Origin of the sequence: Pseudomonas sp. PvP100, assembly GCF_017833055.1 — a bacterium.
Taxonomy (GTDB): Bacteria; Pseudomonadota; Gammaproteobacteria; order Pseudomonadales; family Pseudomonadaceae; genus Aquipseudomonas; species Aquipseudomonas syringae.
The window spans coordinates 3804542-3821122 of the sequence record NZ_JAFIBO010000001.1 but is presented as its reverse complement, the minus strand read 5'-3'; the positions used below and the strand labels follow the sequence as shown (position 1 = coordinate 3821122).

Annotated in this window: 18 protein-coding genes and 1 pseudogene; 8 read left to right on the top strand and 11 right to left on the bottom strand. The window is 59.1% G+C overall.

Annotated features, from left to right (window positions below; genetic code table 11):
• Positions 1 to 129 precede the first annotated feature (129 nt).
• Entirely contained in the window at positions 130 to 2196 is a 2067-nt protein-coding gene (locus tag JOE39_RS16240; RefSeq protein WP_024648031.1) for an AsmA family protein, read from the top strand.
• A 121-nt stretch (positions 2197 to 2317) separates the two neighbouring features.
• Here JOE39_RS16240 and JOE39_RS16235 read toward each other — a convergent pair whose 3' ends face one another.
• The gene (locus tag JOE39_RS16235; RefSeq protein ID WP_003317037.1) at positions 2318 to 2857 is read right to left on the bottom strand and encodes a ferritin-like domain-containing protein; all 540 of its coding nucleotides are present in this window, start codon (positions 2855 to 2857) and stop codon (positions 2318 to 2320) included.
• A gap of 362 nt (positions 2858 to 3219) precedes the next feature.
• Positions 3220 to 3558 carry an osmotically-inducible lipoprotein OsmE gene (osmE, locus tag JOE39_RS16230; RefSeq protein WP_003317036.1) on the bottom strand — a complete coding sequence of 113 codons (339 nt, stop codon included), beginning with the start codon at positions 3556 to 3558 and terminating at the stop codon, positions 3220 to 3222.
• Positions 3559 to 3867: 309 nt separating this feature from the next.
• On the opposite strand from osmE, the gene JOE39_RS16225 reads away from it, so the two are divergent.
• Positions 3868 to 4101, top strand: coding sequence for a hypothetical protein (locus JOE39_RS16225; protein WP_003317034.1), 234 nt, complete (start codon positions 3868 to 3870; stop codon positions 4099 to 4101).
• Here JOE39_RS16225 and JOE39_RS16220 read toward each other — a convergent pair.
• Complete coding sequence (locus JOE39_RS16220; RefSeq protein ID WP_024648033.1) at positions 4098 to 4979, bottom strand: DMT family transporter; 882 nt, start codon at positions 4977 to 4979, stop codon at positions 4098 to 4100. The two genes, JOE39_RS16225 and JOE39_RS16220, sit on opposite strands and share 4 nt — an antisense overlap.
• Positions 4980 to 5131: 152 nt before the next feature.
• Between JOE39_RS16220 and JOE39_RS16215 the strand changes: the two genes are divergently transcribed.
• Positions 5132 to 5422 carry a PsiF family protein gene (locus JOE39_RS16215; protein WP_003305605.1) on the top strand — a complete coding sequence of 97 codons (291 nt, stop codon included), beginning with the start codon at positions 5132 to 5134 and terminating at the stop codon, positions 5420 to 5422.
• 188 nt (positions 5423 to 5610) lie between these two features.
• Entirely contained in the window at positions 5611 to 6621 is a 1011-nt protein-coding gene (locus JOE39_RS16210; RefSeq protein ID WP_003347907.1) for an AI-2E family transporter, read from the top strand.
• A gap of 277 nt (positions 6622 to 6898) precedes the next feature.
• On the opposite strand, the gene JOE39_RS16205 is transcribed toward JOE39_RS16210, so the two are convergent.
• Positions 6899 to 8164 (bottom strand): Hsp70 family protein, encoded by a 1266-nt coding sequence (locus JOE39_RS16205; protein WP_003347909.1) that lies wholly within the window; start codon positions 8162 to 8164, stop codon positions 6899 to 6901.
• Between the two features lie 327 nt (positions 8165 to 8491).
• Here JOE39_RS16205 and cbpA point away from each other — a divergent pair, with 327 nt between their 5' ends.
• The gene (gene cbpA / locus JOE39_RS16200; protein ID WP_003391862.1) at positions 8492 to 9436 is read left to right on the top strand and encodes a curved DNA-binding protein; all 945 of its coding nucleotides are present in this window, start codon (positions 8492 to 8494) and stop codon (positions 9434 to 9436) included.
• 75 nt (positions 9437 to 9511) lie between these two features.
• Here cbpA and JOE39_RS16195 read toward each other — a convergent pair whose 3' ends face one another.
• Positions 9512 to 10642, bottom strand: coding sequence for a HAMP domain-containing sensor histidine kinase (locus tag JOE39_RS16195; RefSeq protein WP_003317030.1), 1131 nt, complete (start codon positions 10640 to 10642; stop codon positions 9512 to 9514).
• Between the two features lie 158 nt (positions 10643 to 10800).
• Between JOE39_RS16195 and JOE39_RS16190 the strand changes: the two genes are divergently transcribed.
• The 3 genes and pseudogenes from JOE39_RS16190 (at position 10801) to JOE39_RS26560 (ending at position 11806) form a co-directional block, all read left to right on the top strand.
• Positions 10801 to 11184, top strand: a complete 384-nt coding sequence (locus JOE39_RS16190; RefSeq protein ID WP_046266966.1) for a thioredoxin — start codon at positions 10801 to 10803, stop codon at positions 11182 to 11184.
• Between the two features lie 13 nt (positions 11185 to 11197).
• Positions 11198 to 11434: pseudogene (locus JOE39_RS26565) on the top strand (thioredoxin); the annotation flags it as partial.
• 84 nt (positions 11435 to 11518) lie between these two features.
• Entirely contained in the window at positions 11519 to 11806 is a 288-nt protein-coding gene (locus tag JOE39_RS26560) for a thioredoxin family protein (protein WP_347257210.1), read from the top strand.
• 51 nt (positions 11807 to 11857) lie between these two features.
• On the opposite strand, the gene ureC is transcribed toward JOE39_RS26560, so the two are convergent.
• The 6 genes from ureC to JOE39_RS16155 all read right to left on the bottom strand — a co-directional run bounded on the left by ureC (position 11858) and on the right by JOE39_RS16155 (position 16540).
• Positions 11858 to 13558, bottom strand: coding sequence for an urease subunit alpha (ureC, locus tag JOE39_RS16180; RefSeq protein ID WP_003317027.1), 1701 nt, complete (start codon positions 13556 to 13558; stop codon positions 11858 to 11860).
• A gap of 133 nt (positions 13559 to 13691) precedes the next feature.
• The gene (locus JOE39_RS16175; protein ID WP_003391866.1) at positions 13692 to 13997 is read right to left on the bottom strand and encodes an urease subunit beta; all 306 of its coding nucleotides are present in this window, start codon (positions 13995 to 13997) and stop codon (positions 13692 to 13694) included.
• On the bottom strand, positions 13994 to 14527 hold the full coding sequence (locus tag JOE39_RS16170; RefSeq protein ID WP_003347923.1) for a GNAT family N-acetyltransferase: 534 nt from the start codon (positions 14525 to 14527) through the stop codon (positions 13994 to 13996). Before JOE39_RS16170 ends, JOE39_RS16175 begins: the two co-directional genes overlap by 4 nt.
• A 10-nt stretch (positions 14528 to 14537) precedes the next feature.
• A complete protein-coding gene (locus JOE39_RS16165) occupies positions 14538 to 15080 on the bottom strand; it encodes a GNAT family N-acetyltransferase (protein ID WP_003347925.1) in 543 nt (180 codons plus the stop codon).
• Positions 15081 to 15090: 10 nt separating this feature from the next.
• The gene (gene ureA, locus JOE39_RS16160; protein WP_003347927.1) at positions 15091 to 15393 is read right to left on the bottom strand and encodes an urease subunit gamma; all 303 of its coding nucleotides are present in this window, start codon (positions 15391 to 15393) and stop codon (positions 15091 to 15093) included.
• A gap of 301 nt (positions 15394 to 15694) precedes the next feature.
• Positions 15695 to 16540, bottom strand: a complete 846-nt coding sequence (locus JOE39_RS16155; protein WP_046267012.1) for an urease accessory protein UreD — start codon at positions 16538 to 16540, stop codon at positions 15695 to 15697.
• Positions 16541 to 16581: the final 41 nt, after the last annotated feature.

Sequence of the window (16581 nt, the reverse complement as noted above, 5' to 3'; positions counted from 1 at the left end):
ATAGTGCATGAGTGCTGGCCTTCGATGCATTTTCGTATTCAAATCAAACCCTCGGCGCGTTTGTCAGTCGAACATTCATGTCGTATTCAGCGCGCCAGGGTCGGGGCGCTGTTTTCTGGAGAGTGACGCATGACGCGCAGCCGCAAGATTTTCGCCTGGACAGGTGCCACGTTGCTGGTGGTGCTGGCTATATTGGTCATTGTGATCGTCACTTTCGACTGGAATCGCATCAAACCCACCCTCAATGCAAAAGTCAGCGAAGCGCTGCATCGTCCGTTCGCCATCAATGGTGATCTGGATGTGCGCTGGACGCGTGAGCCCGAACTCGGCGGCTGGCGTGCCTGGGTGCCGTCGCCGCACTTTGTCGCCGATGACCTGAGCCTGGGCAACCCTGAATGGTCGAAGACCCCGCAGATGGTGACCCTCAAGCACGTCGAATTTCGTCTCTCGCTGCTGCCGCTGCTGGCGCAGCAAGTGGTTATCCCGCGTATCGATCTGACCGGCCCCGAGGCTAAACTCGAGCGTCTGGCCGATGGTCGCGCCAACTGGGTGTTCGATCTGCCCAAATCCGACCCGAATGCCGAGCCCTCCAAATGGGTGATGGACATCGGCGCGATCAAGTTTGACAAGGGACTGGTGAGCTTCAACGACCAGAAACTCAACGCCAATCTGGACGTGGTGATCGACCTGCTCGGCAAGCCGATCCCGTTCAGTGAAATCGTTGGCAGCAAGGAAGCGAAAAAGGCCCAGGACAAGGGCGCAGTGCCGCAGGATTATGCATTCGGTCTGGCGGTCACCGGCCAGTACCACGGTCAGAAGCTGAGCGGCACCGGCAAGGTCGGCGGTCTGCTCGCGCTCAAGGATGCCAATCAACCGTTTCCGGTACAGGCTGACGTGAAGGTCGGTGATACCCATGCGCTGATCGCCGGGACCCTGACCGATCCACAGAACCTGGGCGCGCTGGACCTGCGCCTCAAGCTTTCCGGCGCGAGCCTGAGCAATCTTTACCCGCTGACCGGCGTGACCCTGCCGGATTCTCCGGCGTACTCCACTGATGGCCGTCTGATCGCCAAACTGCATGATCCGGCCGGCGCCAACTTCCGTTACGAAGGCTTCAACGGCAAGATCGGCAACAGCGATATCCACGGCGATCTGGGCTTCGTCGCCAGTCAGCCCCGCCCCAAGCTGAGTGGCGTGCTGGTCTCCAACCAATTGCTGTTCAGTGACCTCGCGCCGCTGATCGGTGCGGACTCCAATGCTGCGCAGAAAAAGCGCGGTGGCGAGAGCAAGCAGCCTTCGGGCAAGGTTCTGCCTGTCGAGGAGTTTCAGACTGATCGCTGGCGGGCGATGGACGCCGACGTGGAGTTCACCGGCAAGCGCATCGTGCAGAGCCCGGATCTGCCGTTCACTGACCTCTACACCCATCTGGTTCTCGACGATGGCCAGTTGAGCCTCGAGCCGCTGCGCTTTGGTGTGGCAGGCGGCAAGCTGGACGCGGACATTCGCCTGAACGGGCAAAACAAACCGATGCAGGGCAGGGCTAAACTGTCGGCGCGCAATTTCAAGCTCAAGCAGTTGTTCCCGACCTTCGAACCGATGAAAACCAGCTTCGGTGAGCTGAACGGCGACGCCGATATCAGTGGGCGCGGCAACTCGATTGCAGCCTTGCTGGGGTCTGCCAACGGCGAAATGAAGATGCTGGTGAACGACGGCGCGATCAGTCGTGGCCTGATGGAAATTGCCGGGCTCAACGTGGGCAACTACGTAGTCGGCAAGCTGTTCGGCGACAAGGACGTGAAGATCAATTGCGCGGCCTCGAACTTCGGTATCAAAGACGGGTTGGCGACCAGCCGGCTGTTTGTCTTCGATACCGAGAACGCCATCATTTACATCAATGGCACCGCGAACCTGAAGACCGAGCAACTGGACCTGCAGATCAACCCTGAGTCCAAAGGCTTCCGCGTGTTTTCGCTGCGCTCGCCGCTGTACGTCAACGGCCCGTTCGCCAAGCCCAACGCAGGCGTACAGTCCGGTCCGTTGTTGCTGCGTGGAGCCGGCATGGTCCTGCTCGGTGCAACCGTAGGTCCTGTTGCCGGTTTGCTCGCGCTGGTCGCCACTGGCGACAGCGAGCCGAATCAGTGTGGTCCGCTGCTGGAGCAGATGCGCACCGGCAAGGCGCCGAAGACGGTGAAGTAACGCTCCATCTCTCGTGCCAGCGCTGGAGCGTGCGCAACGATGTTCACGCATCTGGCTTGAGAAAATACCGGCCACAAAAAAGCCAGGACACAGGTCCTGGCTTTTCATTTGCTGCTGCGGCTTACAGATCGTTAAGAATGTCTGCCATGTCGTCAGCGTGCTCTTCTTCCTGAGCAAGGATTTCTTCGAAGATGCGGCGTGTAGTCGGGTCGCTGTCGCCTAGGTATTGAATGATCTCGCGATAGCTGTCGACGGCGATGCGCTCGGCAACCAGATCTTCGTAGACCATTTCTTTCAGTGTGTTGCCAGCCACGTACTGCGCGTGGGAGTTCTTCGACAGGGTGTCCGGGTTGAACTCCGGCTCGCCGCCCAGTTGCACGATACGCTCGGCCAGTTTGTCAGCGTGCTGCGCTTCCTGCTCTGCGTGTTCCAGAAACTCGGCTGCCGCGACGCTCGCTTTCAGGCCCGACGCCATGTAGTAGTGGCGCTTGTAGCGCAGCACACAGACCAGCTCGGTAGCCAGCGATTCATTGAGCAGGCGCAGGACCGTTTCGCGGTCAGCGCTGTAACCTTGAGTCACAGCACCATCCTCAACGTTCTGGCGTGCGCGCTGGCGCAGAGTATTTACATCGGAAAGCTGTGATTGCGGTGCAGAATTCATCATTTATCTCCAGGACTCATCAGGTTTTGCTGTCCCGCTCTGTGTATTGCCCGGCAGGATCAGCAAGGGTTGTGAGTGCTGGAGAAGGAAAAAAGTTTTATCGGATTTTCGTCGGTGCGCAAGGTTGTGACTGAATGTAAAAATATAAGAAACGAGTGCTGAGCCCCGCGGTCCCAACCTTGAGACCCAAATAAATCGTGGAGATACACAATGCTCAAGTTCCTGGGAAGCACCGTTGGCATCATCTTTCTGATCGGCCTGGTCGTGGTTATCGCCCTGTTCAAGCTGGTTTTCTAAAAAGCATTCAACAAAAAGCCCGAGGCATCCATGCCTCGGGCTTTTTGTTTGTGCCTGCGTTTTGATTACATCGCTTTTTCGTTCTTCTCGCGTTGTTCGCAAGTCATGAAACCTTTGTTGGTTACACGGCCGTCGCTGTTGAAGCTGACATGGTAAACCTGTTTGTGGCCGTCTTTGTTCATGACGTAGTTATTGCAAGTGCCCGGGTTGACCCGGCGCTCGATGGTGCTCGACGGCTCACCGCCGATGGTCAGGACCTGCTGGCGCGTCATGCCGTTCTCGACCTGCTTGACCAGCGGCTCGTTGCGATAAGTGACGTAGTCCACCGGGTTCTGCACGGTTGTGTTGCTGCAGCCAGCCATCGTCGCCAATACAAAGGTCGCCGCGAAGAGTTTTTTGTACATCGTTATTGCTCCACATGTCAGAGCCGGTTTTGGCCCGGTACGCCTTGGAGCAGAGGAGAGGCCAAGAGTTCGAAAAAAAGATGGCGATGAGGCAGTACCTTGCATCCACCCTGATGCCGGTGCTGAACCCCCCGAACGGCATGACGATCGGGCATGAAAAGCGCTTTGAATATTCCTCGCACGTTCCCGAAAGGCCGAGGTCAATCTGATGGCATGGTTGAGCGTTTTGCTCAGCCTTGGGCTCGGTCATCGGTTGTCGGACCGTAGTTCGTTAATCAGCCGTTCCTCAGTGACGGCCAGGAAGATGCGATGAGCGATAAAGAGCTGTATGAGATCGAGTACACCCTGCTCGGCGAGCACCACGTAGACATTATCGAGAATCTGGACGTGCCCATCATCGAAGTCGTGCACGAACTGGCGCTCAAGCATCACGTAGAGCTGGACGAGCTGCCAATGGGTGAAGCCGGGCTGCCCCTTGCCGCCGGCATCACCGATGTGTCGATTCACAGCCTGGAGGGTAGCGAAGGCAGCGCGACTGTCTAATCCGCCTTTGACCGCAGCGGCGTTGTCCAGCGTTCCGCGAGGATGACGCCGCACAGGGTCAGCGCTCCGCCGAACAGGTGATAGAGCGCCAGTTTCTCGCCCAGTGTCGCCGCGGCAATCAAGGCCGTGGCGATGGGCATCAGGTTGAAGAACAGTGTTGTGCGGCTGGGGCCCAGGCGCATGATCGAGGTCATCCACAGCCACGGCGCGAGCATCGACGTTGGAATCGCGGCATACAGCACCATCGGGATGTTGCTCGCATTCAGGCCGGTTTTCGCCGACAGCATGAACGGCGGCAGTAAAACGATAATCGCCAGCAGGATCTGTACGTAAAGCAACTGCAGGGGCGGCAAACGCAACTGCCACTTCTTCAGCAGTGTGCTGTAGACCGCATACGACGCGGCGGCCACCAGCACCATCGCATCGCCCCGATTGACACCCTGCTCGATCAGGCCGGCCGGATTGCCCGCCGAGACCACGACCACCACACCCGCGAATGACAGCGCCGCCCCCAGCAGCGCACCCGAGGTCAAGCGAGTGCCGAGGCAGGCTATCGACAGCCCCAGCGCCATCATCGGCACCATCGACTGAATGATCCCCATATTGGTGGCAGTTGTCAGGCTGGCCGCGAAATACGCCAGGCTCTGATACAGCGCTGTGCCAAGCACGGCCAGAATGAAGATCTTGCCGATTACCGGTTTGATCGCCGCGCGGTTCGCCCACACAGGCCCGAGCATGAACGGCGTGAACAGCAAGCCGGCCAGCGCCCAGCGATAAAAGCCTATTTCAGCCGGAAAGATCACCCCGGCAGACGCCTTGGTGACGGCTGTGTTGATCGCCCAGATAAGGACGGTGATCAGTGGGAAAGCGTATTGCATAAGGGGATCATCGTTAAAGCGAGGCGTAATTATCCGCCTGTTTGTCGAGAATGCCAGCGGCGATGTCCGGTGTCCCGTCACAGACTGCAGACGCTGACTACACTGAATCTCAGCCTGTGCCGCCCGGCGCAGTGGATCTGGAGAGTGGATCGATGAACAAGCTCGGTATTCCTGTGTTGCTCGTTGGCTTGATGTTGTCTGCCCAGGGTTTCGCTGCGACCGCGCAGCAGAACAAAATGACCACCTGCAATGCCGACGCCAGCGCGAAGTCGCTCAAGGGCGATGAGCGCAAGGCGTTCATGAGCACTTGCCTGAAAGCGGCACCGCCGCCGGCGGCCACCCAGCAGGAGAAGATGAAAACCTGCAACGCGACCGCCAGCACTCAGGCGCTCAAGGGCGATGAGCGCAAGAGTTTCATGAGCGATTGTCTCAAGAAGAAATAATTTTTCAGTCGGCATCTTTACTGCGGGCAACAGGCGCGGGTGCAGTAAACACTGCACTTTCGCGCTGTTCTCGAGCCGATCATCGGGCAGATGATTGCGGCTTGTTTTTTACCGCTTTCGGATCACTGGTTATGGGCCAAGAAGGCTGGCAGACTGCCCACCTTCCTTGTGTTGCCCGTTGAGGGTCTATGCCAACGTTTTCTGCGCGTCAGGTGTTAATAGCCAGCTGGATTCTTGTATTTGGCGGTCTGTTATTGGTGTTGCCATTCAAGTTGTTGCCCAGCCTGCTGGCTGGACTGTTGGTGTTCGAGCTGGTCAACATGTTGACTCCCAAGTTGCAACGTCTGATCTCCGGCGAACGGGCCCGCTGGCTGGCTGTGGCGCTGCTGGGCACGCTGGTGGTCAGCCTGCTGACACTGATTTTTGCCGGTGCCATCAGTTTTGTGCTGCATGAAGCCGAAAATCCCGGTGCCTCGCTCGACAAGTTCATGACCCTGGTCGACCGCGCTCGTGGTCAGTTGCCTCCGTTCATCGATGCTTATCTGCCTGCCAGTGCAGCGGAGTTTCAGGTTTCGCTCGGGCAATGGCTGCAGAAGCACGTGGGCGAATTGCAGTTGATCGGCAAGGGGGCGGCGCACATGTTCGTCACCATGCTGATCGGCATGGTGCTGGGCGCGATCATTGCCTTGCAGCGTATCTCCGATGTGCATGCGCGCAAGCCGCTGGCGGCTGCTCTGTTCGATCGGCTGCACTTGGTCAGCCGGGCGTTTCGCAACATTGTTTTCGCCCAGATCAAGATTTCCCTGCTCAATACGGCGTTTACCTCGGTGTTCCTGGCCATCGTATTGCCGCTGTGCGGGATTCACCTGCCACTGACCAAGACCCTGATCATCATGACCTTCCTGCTCGGCCTGTTGCCGGTGGTGGGTAACCTGATGTCAAACACGCTGATCTTCATCGTCGGCATGTCCATCTCGATCTGGGTCGCGCTGGCGGCGCTGGGCTACCTGATCGTGATCCACAAGGTCGAGTACTTCCTCAATGCGCGCATCGTGGGCGGACAGATCAACGCCAAGTCGTGGGAGCTGCTGCTGGCGATGCTGCTGTTCGAAGCCGCATTCGGTCTGCCGGGCGTGGTCGCAGGGCCGATTTACTATGCCTACCTGAAGAGTGAGTTGCAGAAGGAAGGGTTGGTCTAGTGCGCTTGCGTAGATAGGCGTCCGAAAGAACGCCTATCGTGCCAGTTCACCGCGTTGGCATGCAGTTCTGGACGCTCTGCGTCTGCGGTGCTGCAGAGCATCCACATGGCTCGAAACACTCCCGCCCGTGGGAGTGAGCTTGCTCACGAAGAGGCCCGTGCAGCCGCTGGAAGTCCATTGGTCAGGTAATCCGTCTTCGCGAGCAAGCTCGCTCCCAAAAGATCAGCGATCTGTGACGCGGAGCATCACGAAGGGCATTCCCACGATAGGCGCATGACTAGCCGTAACGCTTCTTCGCTTCGATGGCCAGGCCGCTGCCGATGCTGCCGAAGATGTTGCCTTCAACGTGGCGTGCGTTGGGCAGCATGTTCGAGACGCTGTTGCGCAGGGCAGGGATACCGCTTGAACCGCCGGTGAAGAACACCGTGCTGACCTGTTCGACACTCACTCCCGCATCGTTCAGCAAGTTCGTCACGCTGTTGCGCACGCGCTCAAGCTGGGCGTCGATGGCGGCTTCGAACATCACCCGGCTCAGGTCCACGCTCAGGCCGGCTTCCACTCGATCCATGAGCAGGTGACGGCTGTCGGCGTGAGTCAGCTGGATCTTGGTTTCTTCCACTTCCATGGCCAGCCAGTGCCCGGCGCGCTGTTCGATCAGTTTGAACAGGCGATCGATACCGCCAGTGTCTTCGATGTCGTAGCGCATGCTGCCCAGGGCCAGTTGCGATTTTTGCGAGTACACGGCGTTGATGGTGTGCCAGGTCGCCAGGTTCATGTGGTGGCTGGTCGGCATGTACGCACCGCTTTTCATGCGGCTGCCATAACCGAACAGCGGCATCACGCCTTGCAGGCTCAACTGCTTGTCGAAGTCGGTCCCGCCGATGTGCACGCCACCGGTGGCGAGGATGTCCTGCTGGCGATCATCGTGCTGGCGTCGCTCGGGCGACAGACGCACCAGCGAAAAGTCCGAGGTACCGCCGCCGATGTCGACGATCAGCACCAGTTCTTCGTCCTGGATGGTGGACTCGTAATCGAACGCCGCAGCGATCGGTTCGAACTGGAACGACACGTCCTTGAAGCCGATCTTGCGTGCTACTTCAGCCAGCGTATCTTCGGCTTCCTGATCGGCCTGGGCGTCGTCATCGACAAAATGCACTGGACGACCCAGCACGACTTGCTCGAATTCGCGTCCGGCCGTTTGCTCCGCGCGCTTTTTCAGCTCGCCGATAAACAGGGCCAGCAAATCCTTGAAGGGCATCGCCGTGCCCAGCACGCTGGTGTCATGTTTGATCAGCTTCGAGCCCAGCAGGCTCTTGAGCGAGCGCATCAGGCGGCCTTCGTAGCCTTCCAGATACTCGTGCAGCGCCAGGCGGCCATACACCGGGCGGCGCTCTTCCATATTGAAGAACACCACCGAAGGCAGGGTAATCTTGTCGTCCTCCAGCGCGATCAACGATTCCATGCCGGGTCGTTGCCAGCCGACAGTGGAGTTGGACGTGCCGAAATCGATGCCGCAGGCACGGGCCGGGGATTGGTCATTCATGTCTTTTACGTTCCAGTCAAAAAACGGCCGCGCAGTTTATGTCAGCGCGGGCAAATTGCGTAGCGCGACACGTCGCTTATATTTACCTGGCTGTATTTGCGGCCAAGGCTTGAACTGAAGCCTGTTACCCCCAATCTTGAAGGGATTCCCGGTAGACGCTGTTGTCGGACATTAGGGTGTCGAGCTATCGACCCGCCGACAAAGGCAGCTGGTCTATCTGTATATTTTTCGACGTTAGGTAATCCAGATGCCTCGTGACAGAGGGAGCTGGGCGCGTGACGCCAGCGTATCTGGCTTTGCCGGATAATTCGGATGGGTGATCGTTACATGGATTTCAAAGACTACTACAAGATACTTGACGTGGAGCCGACTGCGGACGACAAGGCGATCAAGACCGCCTATCGCAAACTCGCGCGCAAGTATCACCCGGACGTCAGCAAGGAAGCAGGCGCCGAAGACAAGTTCAAGGAAGCCTCCGAAGCGTATGAGGTACTCAGCAGCCCTGAAAAGCGCGCCGAGTATGACGAGCTACGCAAATACGGTCGTCAGGGCCGTCCGTTCCAGACCCCGCCTGGCTGGCAAAGCCGCGCCGGCGCGGGGGCAGGCGGGTTCGAGGAAACGGCAGACTTTTCGGAGTTTTTCAGCTCCATTTTCGGTGGCCGGCCACAACAGGGCGGGCGTACCCGCAACCCTGGACGCACCGGGCAGGACGTGGAGATGGAACTGGCGGTGTTCCTCGAAGAGACACTTTCGGGGGAATCCAAGCAGGTCAGCTTCAAGGTGCCGCAGCACAGCCCCAACGGGCAGCGCATGAGCGATATCACCAAAACGCTGAATGTGAAGATTCCGGCAGGCGTGGTCGATGGCGAGCGTATTCGCCTGAAGGGGCAGGGCGCACCTGGCGTGGGCGGTGGTGCCAATGGCGACTTGTACCTGATCATTCGCCTGGCCCCGCATCCGCTGTTCGAGGTCGAAGGCCATGATCTGGTCATCACCGTGCCACTGGCCCCCTGGGAAGCCGTGCTGGGTACCAAGGTTGCCGTGCCAACGCTGACCAGCAGGATCAACCTGACCATCCGCCCGGACAGTCAGAACGGGCAGCGTCTGCGGATCAAGGGTAACGGCTTGATGAACAAGAATGGCGAGCGCGGCGATCTTTACGCGCAGTTGAAAGTCGTCGTGCCCAAGCACACCGACGAGGCTACCCGGGCGCTCTGGCAGAAACTGGCAGACAGTTCGTCGTTCGATCCTCGCGCGCAGTGGAAGGGTTGAGCGGAGCGCTCTTGCGATTCTGTCTTTTCTGCCTGGGCTGATGCGGCACCCGCATCAGCAGGCAGTCAGCCTCGGTCAGTTTTTCGGCAGCACCACATTGAAGGTCGTGCCCTCGCCAATGGTCGAGGTCACAGTGATGCTGCCGCCGTGGGCGTTGACCACTTCCTTGACGATGAACAGGCCAAGACCCAGGCTGGTCGACGTGCCGCGTGTTTCGCTGTTTTCCTCGGTGCTGCGCACCAGCGGATCGAAGATCGTCCCGATAGCGTCTTCGGCAATCGGTTTGCCTTCGTTGTGTACCACCAATATCACGGCTTTCTCGGCACCCGTGACAGTCACCGTTATCTCGTGACTGGCGGCACCATGCTGCAGGGCGTTGCCGATCAGGTTCTGTAACATCTGGCTGATCCGCCCGGCGTCCCAGTGACCCTTGGTGTTGCCTTCGATGTTCAGCACCGGAACAGAGTCCGGTCGTCCGGCGCAGGCTTCCTCGATGGCCTCGCGGCAGGCGCTGGCCAGGTCCATGTATTTGCGCTCCACCGGCAGCCCCGCGCCCAGGCGGCTGCGCACGAACTCCAGCAGATCGCTGACCATCGAGCCCATGTGGCGGGTGCTGGTCTGGATACGTGAAACATAGGACTGGGTCTTGTCGTCCAGCGTTATTTTGCGGGCCAGCAACTCGGTGGACATGCTGACGGCCTGCAGTGGCGCGCGCAGGTCGTGACCGAGAATGGCGAGAAAGATATCCCGTGAGCGCCCAACCCGCTCCGCATAGGCCGCGGTGGATTCGGCAAGCGCCTCGTCGATGGCTTCGTTGAAGCGAATCACGTCCTGAAAATCGGCCAGTTGCGGCGCTGCCAGGCTTTCTACCCAGAGGCGGATGACGCTGGCGCGCAGATGGCGAAACTCCGACGTCATCTGCACCAGATCAAAACCGACCTCATGGCGCAACTCGCCATGGCTGCTGGCTGCTTCGTCCAGGCTTGGTGTCTTGTTCAGCTCTTCGCCTCTGGCCTTGGCAATCTCCTCGCTTTTGCTCTGCGCGGTCTTCATGTCCCGTGCTGCGGCGAGCAAAATAGAACTGGCATGATCCCGCAGCTCGGCCCTGGTCATCGTTTCTGCCGCCGGTTTCAGGGTTCTGGCGAAGTCTTCCCATTCATCGACAATGCGATCCACATGAATAACGATGAATTCGGAAAGGCGCATGGCCGGTTACCTTTGGAGGAGCGTGACGAAAGATGGCGCATATTATCGCCTTTACAGAGCACGACAAACAGAGTGTTTACTGTCATTTCTGTCAGTAGACGCTGATTTCTATGGGGCCTATGTTCATTCGGCAGGTTAATCGAACGGAGGCCCTGAGCATGAGTGTCATGACAGTTACTGATTCGACCTTTCAGAAGGATGTCATTGAGGCGAGCAACCAAAAGCTCGTGGTGGTGGAATTCTCGACGAAAGGGAAGGTAAATAAGCGAGGCGAGGAAAACGCCAGCGCCAGAATGGATACCATTTTTAATGCGCTGGAAGAGAAATATGCCGTAAAGGTCAGCTTGGTCAGGGGCGAGATCGAACTGGATTCGGATCTCAAAGACTCTTTGAACCCGGTGACTTCGACTGAATATCAGATAAATCATGGTCCGACGATGGTTTTCTTCAAGGGTGGCGCAATAGCAAGGGAAGACCTTGTCGGCCAGCAAACCAAAGAACGGATGACGCAGATCCTGGATGAATTGCTACCCGCCTCGTAATCGGAGAATGACCATGTCGAACACAGAACTCACAGCCTTTGTTGAAGAGCGTGTAACGCGTGCCCAGCAGACACTGGCCGACGGAAAAGTCAGCAAACTCGACGACGTAGCGACAGGAAAACTGAGCGTTTTTCTCCCATTGCAGCGAGTATTGCAGGGCACCGGCACCCCCAACGATCTGGGGGTGCTGGACGCTATCAACGATACGCTGCAGTCGCTGAAAATATTGGAAGATAAAGAAACACTTCTGAATTACCAGAACAAGGCAGCCCAGGTCCGGGTCGTCAAGAACGATGCGGACTTCAGTTCCCGATGGGCTGCAATCAACCCCTTGGTGGTGTTGGAATTCAGCAGCCCCGGCGTTAATGAACACGACGAGGCGAACAAAAGTAAACGGACTGGGTCAATTCTCGATGAGCTAGCGCCTGAGTTTGCCGGGAGGGTTGTCATGCTTCGTGTGCCTGTTGACACTAGCCCAGCGACAGCCCAAAACTACAATGTCACCGTTACACCAACCGTCATCTTTCTCAAGAGCGGTAAAAAGATTGAGGAAGCCGCTGACTTTCATCTGAAGTCCTGGTTCAGAGCCAAACTCAACGAGTTGCTTAGCCTCAAAGAATAAACCGAGCAATAAATATTGAAGGGCCTTCTGAAAGCGAAGGCCCTTGCTGATTCAAAACAGAAAGTACCGCTGTGCCATCGGCAGCACATCGGCCGGTTCGCACCATAGCAGCACACCGTCGGCCTTGACCTGATAGGTCTGTGGGTCGACTTCGATGTCCGGCAGGTAATCGTTGTGGATCAGGTCTTTTTTCTGCACGGTGCGGCAGCCTTTGACGACACCGATCTGCTTCTTCAGGCCCAGTGACTCCGGTACACCGGCGTCGAACGCTGCCTGGCTGATGAAGGTCAGGCTGGTGGCGTGCAGCGAGCTGCCGAAACTTGCGAACATGGGGCGGTAGTGGACCGGTTGCGGCGTCGGGATGGAAGCGTTGGCGTCGCCCATCAGGCTGGCGGCGATGGCGCCACCTTTGAGGATCAGGGTCGGTTTGACGCCGAAGAACGCCGGGCGCCAGAGCACCAGGTCCGCCCATTTGCCGACTTCAATGGAGCCCACTTCATGGCTGATGCCGTGGGTGATCGCCGGGTTTATGGTGTATTTGGCGATGTAGCGCTTGGCGCGGAAGTTATCGTTGCCTGGGCCATCCTGCGGCAGCGGGCCACGCTGTTTCTTCATCTTGTCGGCGGTTTGCCAGGTGCGCATGATCACCTCGCCAACCCGACCCATGGCCTGGCTGTCGGAGCTGAGCATGGAAAACGCGCCCAGGTCGTGGAGGATGTCCTCGGCGGCAATGGTCTCGCGGCGAATGCGGCTTTCCGCGAAGGCCACATCTTCGGCGATGCTCGGGTCCAGGTGGTGGCAGACCATTAGCATGTCCAGGTGCTCGTCGATGGTGTTGCGGGTGAACGGCCTGGTCGGGTTGGTCGAGCTCGGCAGCACGTTGGGTGAGCCGCAGGCCTTGATGATGTCCGGCGCGTGACCGCCACCGGCACCTTCGGTGTGATAAGTGTGAATCGTGCGGTTCTTGAACGCGGCCAGGGTGGTCTCGACAAAACCCGACTCGTTGAGGGTATCGGTGTGGATCGCCACCTGCACGTCGTATTCGTCGGCCACGCTCAGACAGTTGTCGATGGCCGCAGGCGTGGTGCCCCAGTCCTCGTGCAACTTCAGACCGATGGCGCCTGCCTTGACCTGTTCGATCAGCGGGCCGGGCAGGCTGACGTTGCCCTTGCCGGTGAAACCGATGTTCATCGGGAACGAGTCCGAGGCCTGGAGCATGCGCGCCATGTGCCACGGGCCGGGTGTGACGGTGGTGGCATTGGTGCCTGTGGCCGGGCCGGTGCCGCCGCCGATCATGGTCGTCACACCGCTCATCAGGGCCTCTTCGATCTGCTGCGGGCAGATGAAGTGGATGTGTGTATCGACGCCACCCGCGGTGAGGATCATGCCTTCGCCGGCAATGACCTCGGTGGCGGCGCCGACTGCAATGGTCACGTCCGGCTGGATATCCGGGTTGCCCGCCTTGCCAATGGCCGCGATACGCCCGTTCTTGATGCCGACGTCTGCCTTGACGATGCCCCAGTGATCGATGATCAGGGCATTGGTGATCAGCGTGTCGACCACGTCAGCAGCCAGCAACTGGCCCTGGCCCATGCCGTCACGAATGACCTTGCCACCGCCGAACTTCACTTCTTCACCGTAGGTGGTGAAGTCCTTCTCGACCTCGATCCACAGCTCGGTATCGGCCAGGCGAACCTTGTCGCCGACGGTGGGGCCGAACATGTCTGCGTAGGCTTGTCGGCTTATCTTCATCTCTCGTACCTCGGATTCAGAGCGGCAAGCTGCAGGCCGCACACTGTAATGTGTTCAAAGCGACAAGCTGCAAGCCGCAAGTCTTTAGTCGTCATATGCTTTTCTCTTGAAGCTTGAAGCTTGAAGCTTGAAGCTAAAGCTCCCCCATCACCCGACCGGCAAACCCGTAAACCTTGCGCAAACCGGCCAGGTCCACCAGCTCGACTTCGCGGGACTGGCCCGGTTCGAAGCGCACGGCGGTGCCGGCCGGAATGTTCAGGCGCATGCCCCGGCTGGCGGCGCGGTCGAAGGTCAGTGCGTCGTTGGTTTCGAAAAAGTGGAAATGCGAGCCCACCTGAATCGGCCGGTCGCCGCTGTTGGCGACGGTAAGGCTGAGGGTGCGGCGTCCGGCGTTGAGTTCGATGTCGCCGGGCTGGATCTGGTATTGACCAGGGATCATGTCGGTTGCCCCAAGGTTTTGAAATAAATGGCGGTCGGCCGATAGCGACCGTCCGGTGTCGCGCAATAATCCGGCAGTTCACCGACACGGTGGTAGGCCAGTGAGCGATAGAACGCTTCAGCCGTCGAGCCTGCTTCGGTGTCCAGGTGCAGCAGTCCACGTTTGTGTTTCACGGCCGCCTGCTCAACGGCCTCCATCAATTGCCTGCCCAGGCCACGCCCGCGAGCCGCAGGCAGCACCATCAGTTTCTGTACTTCGGCGCGGTTCAGGCCATTGGGCTTCTGACACAGCGACAGTTGCGCACTGGCCAGAACGTTTTCGTTCTCGACCACCACCCACAGCAGCAGAGTGCCAGCGGCGACGTCGACTCTGAGCCCGTCGCACCAGCCGTAGGCCTGCGCCATGTCGAGGTCGGCCATGAAACCGACCGACGCGCCATCATGAACCGTATCGAACAACAGTTGCGCCAGACCCTGGCGGTAATGCGCGAAGCTTTCGGCGGTGACGCGGCGCAGCTGTGCTGGGTTCATGGCGTGCTCTCTAAAGGGCGGAAGGGGCTTGTGAAACCGGTGGCTGAGCACCGGGCGACAGGTCGAGCTGCATGAACGTCAGGTCCAGCCAGCGACCGAACTTGGTGCCGACCTGGGGCATTTGTCCGGTGGTCTTGAAACCCAGGCGATCATGCAGGGCGATGGACGCCGCGTTACCGCTTTCTATGGCCGCGACCATCATGTGCTTGTCACAGTCGCGGGCGCGCTCGATCAAAGCGGCCATCAGGCGCGGGCCCAGGCGTTTGCCACGCTGGTCGGCGCGCACGTAGACCGAATGCTCGACCGTATGGCGAAAGCCTTCGAACGGCCGCCAGTCGCCAAACGACGAATAGCCAAGCACGTCGCCTGCGTTGTCGACGGCCACCAGAATCGGATACGCCTGGCTCTGGCGAGCTGCGTACCAGGCCTGGCGGTTAGCCAGATCAACCGGCTGCTCGTTCCAGATAGCCGTGGTGTTGAGCACCGCATCGTTGTAGATGTCCAGAATGCCCGGCAGATCGTCCGGCAAGGCGTCGCGAATCGCGTCCTGCATGATCACTCCTTCAGGCAATCGGCTGATGCACGGTGACGAGTTTGGTGCCATCCGGAAAGGTGGCTTCCACCTGGATCTCCGGGATCATTTCCGCGATACCTTCCATGACCTGATCACGAGTCAGCAGGGTCGTGCCGTAGTGCATGAGCTCAGCGACGGTCTGTCCGTCACGCGCACCTTCGAGCAGCGCCGCAGAAATATAGGCCATGGCTTCCGGGTAGTTGAGCTTCACGCCGCGCGCCAGACGCCGTTCGGCGACCAGTCCGGCGGTGAAGATCAGTAGCTTGTCTTTTTCACGTGGTGTCAGGTCCATGGGGCTTCCGTTTGTTCAAATTCGGTGGTTGATCGTTCCCAGGCTGAGCCCTCATTGTTATATATAAGTCTGTTTTGGGTTCTGGCCGAAGGCCGTGGGAGCGAACTTGTTCGCGAAGGGGTCGGTGTAGTCGCCGAACATGCAGCGCCTAAAACATTGTCTTCGCGAACAAGTTCGCTCCCACGACCTGCGGGCAGAAGCGCTAAAAGACCCGATTTTCGGGCTTTTCAGGACTTATGTACCACGCTGAGTGCATCAGCGCCGAGGGTGTAGCCTGGAATGCAGAGCGTCCAGTCATCAATCAGGTATTCCAGATTCTTGGCGTTACCGCCTCGCGTCCCAGCAGGGCAGGGCGCAGTCGTTTCCACAGTTCTATCAGCCAGGCCCGGGCATGCAACGCTTCGTCTGCCAGACAGCGAGCGACCAGCAGACCGGGCAATTGAGTCAGGTCGCCGCGTACCGGGTTGGGCATCGACAGCGAACGGCAGGCCTCGAGCAGCTCGCTGCCCACTTCGCCGGTCATCAGCAGGGTGGCGAACACGGTTCTGCCGTCCAGGCCGATGGGCGAGCCCAGCAGCCCGTCGCCACCGATAATGCGTTGTCGCTCATGCCAGAGCAATGTGCCGTCGCGACGGATATCCAGATGCGATTGAAAATGGCCGTGCTCGAACCGCTCGCCACTGGCCGGCCGGCCCAAAGCCACCACGTCCCAGTAGCATAGCTTTGCATCACCGTGCAGCTCTATCCGAGTGCTCAGTTCTGCCTGGGCATTGCTGAAGACGATGGTTTCCTGCGGCAGCCATTCCAGTGTCGCACCGGGCTGGACGTGCAGTTCCAGTTGCTGGAAGGCCGGGCTGGCGGCGCGATACCATTTGGCCGCGCCGGGGCTGGTCAATTGCGCCCAGGCATCGGCACCGACGGTGGCCGAGATATCCAGCCGGTCACCCCCGGCGATACCGCCCGGTGGATGAACGATGATGTGCTGGCACACCTCCGGGCCTTCGGCGTACAGATGCTTTTGCACCCGCAGCGGTCCTTTGTGGCGCCGCAGTGTCGGGCGTGTGCTGTCATCGAAACGGCCGTAACCCAATTCCAGCTCGGCGTGCCAGCTGGGGGTGAAGAGGGCGGTGTTGGCAGGCAGGTTCATGGTGTCTTCATTGGCTTGTCGAATGCTGCACGATAACGGAT

Excerpts from the sequence above, each read along its gene's own strand:
- JOE39_RS16240 (WP_024648031.1), top strand. The coding sequence starts at position 130 with ATGACGCGCAGCCGCAAGATTTTCGCCTGGACAGGTGCCACGTTGCTG.
- JOE39_RS16235 (WP_003317037.1), bottom strand. The coding sequence starts at position 2,857 with ATGAATTCTGCACCGCAATCACAGCTTTCCGATGTAAATACTCTGCGC.
- osmE (WP_003317036.1), bottom strand. The coding sequence starts at position 3,558 with ATGTACAAAAAACTCTTCGCGGCGACCTTTGTATTGGCGACGATGGCT.
- JOE39_RS16225 (WP_003317034.1), top strand. The coding sequence starts at position 3,868 with ATGAGCGATAAAGAGCTGTATGAGATCGAGTACACCCTGCTCGGCGAG.
- JOE39_RS16220 (WP_024648033.1), bottom strand. The coding sequence starts at position 4,979 with ATGCAATACGCTTTCCCACTGATCACCGTCCTTATCTGGGCGATCAAC.
- JOE39_RS16215 (WP_003305605.1), top strand. The coding sequence starts at position 5,132 with ATGAACAAGCTCGGTATTCCTGTGTTGCTCGTTGGCTTGATGTTGTCT.
- JOE39_RS16210 (WP_003347907.1), top strand. The coding sequence starts at position 5,611 with ATGCCAACGTTTTCTGCGCGTCAGGTGTTAATAGCCAGCTGGATTCTT.
- JOE39_RS16205 (WP_003347909.1), bottom strand. The coding sequence starts at position 8,164 with ATGAATGACCAATCCCCGGCCCGTGCCTGCGGCATCGATTTCGGCACG.
- cbpA (WP_003391862.1), top strand. The coding sequence starts at position 8,492 with ATGGATTTCAAAGACTACTACAAGATACTTGACGTGGAGCCGACTGCG.
- JOE39_RS16195 (WP_003317030.1), bottom strand. The coding sequence starts at position 10,642 with ATGCGCCTTTCCGAATTCATCGTTATTCATGTGGATCGCATTGTCGAT.
- JOE39_RS16190 (WP_046266966.1), top strand. The coding sequence starts at position 10,801 with ATGAGTGTCATGACAGTTACTGATTCGACCTTTCAGAAGGATGTCATT.
- ureC (WP_003317027.1), bottom strand. The coding sequence starts at position 13,558 with ATGAAGATAAGCCGACAAGCCTACGCAGACATGTTCGGCCCCACCGTC.
- JOE39_RS16175 (WP_003391866.1), bottom strand. The coding sequence starts at position 13,997 with ATGATCCCTGGTCAATACCAGATCCAGCCCGGCGACATCGAACTCAAC.
- JOE39_RS16170 (WP_003347923.1), bottom strand. The coding sequence starts at position 14,527 with ATGAACCCAGCACAGCTGCGCCGCGTCACCGCCGAAAGCTTCGCGCAT.
- JOE39_RS16165 (WP_003347925.1), bottom strand. The coding sequence starts at position 15,080 with ATGCAGGACGCGATTCGCGACGCCTTGCCGGACGATCTGCCGGGCATT.
- ureA (WP_003347927.1), bottom strand. The coding sequence starts at position 15,393 with ATGGACCTGACACCACGTGAAAAAGACAAGCTACTGATCTTCACCGCC.
- JOE39_RS16155 (WP_046267012.1), bottom strand. The coding sequence starts at position 16,540 with ATGAACCTGCCTGCCAACACCGCCCTCTTCACCCCCAGCTGGCACGCC.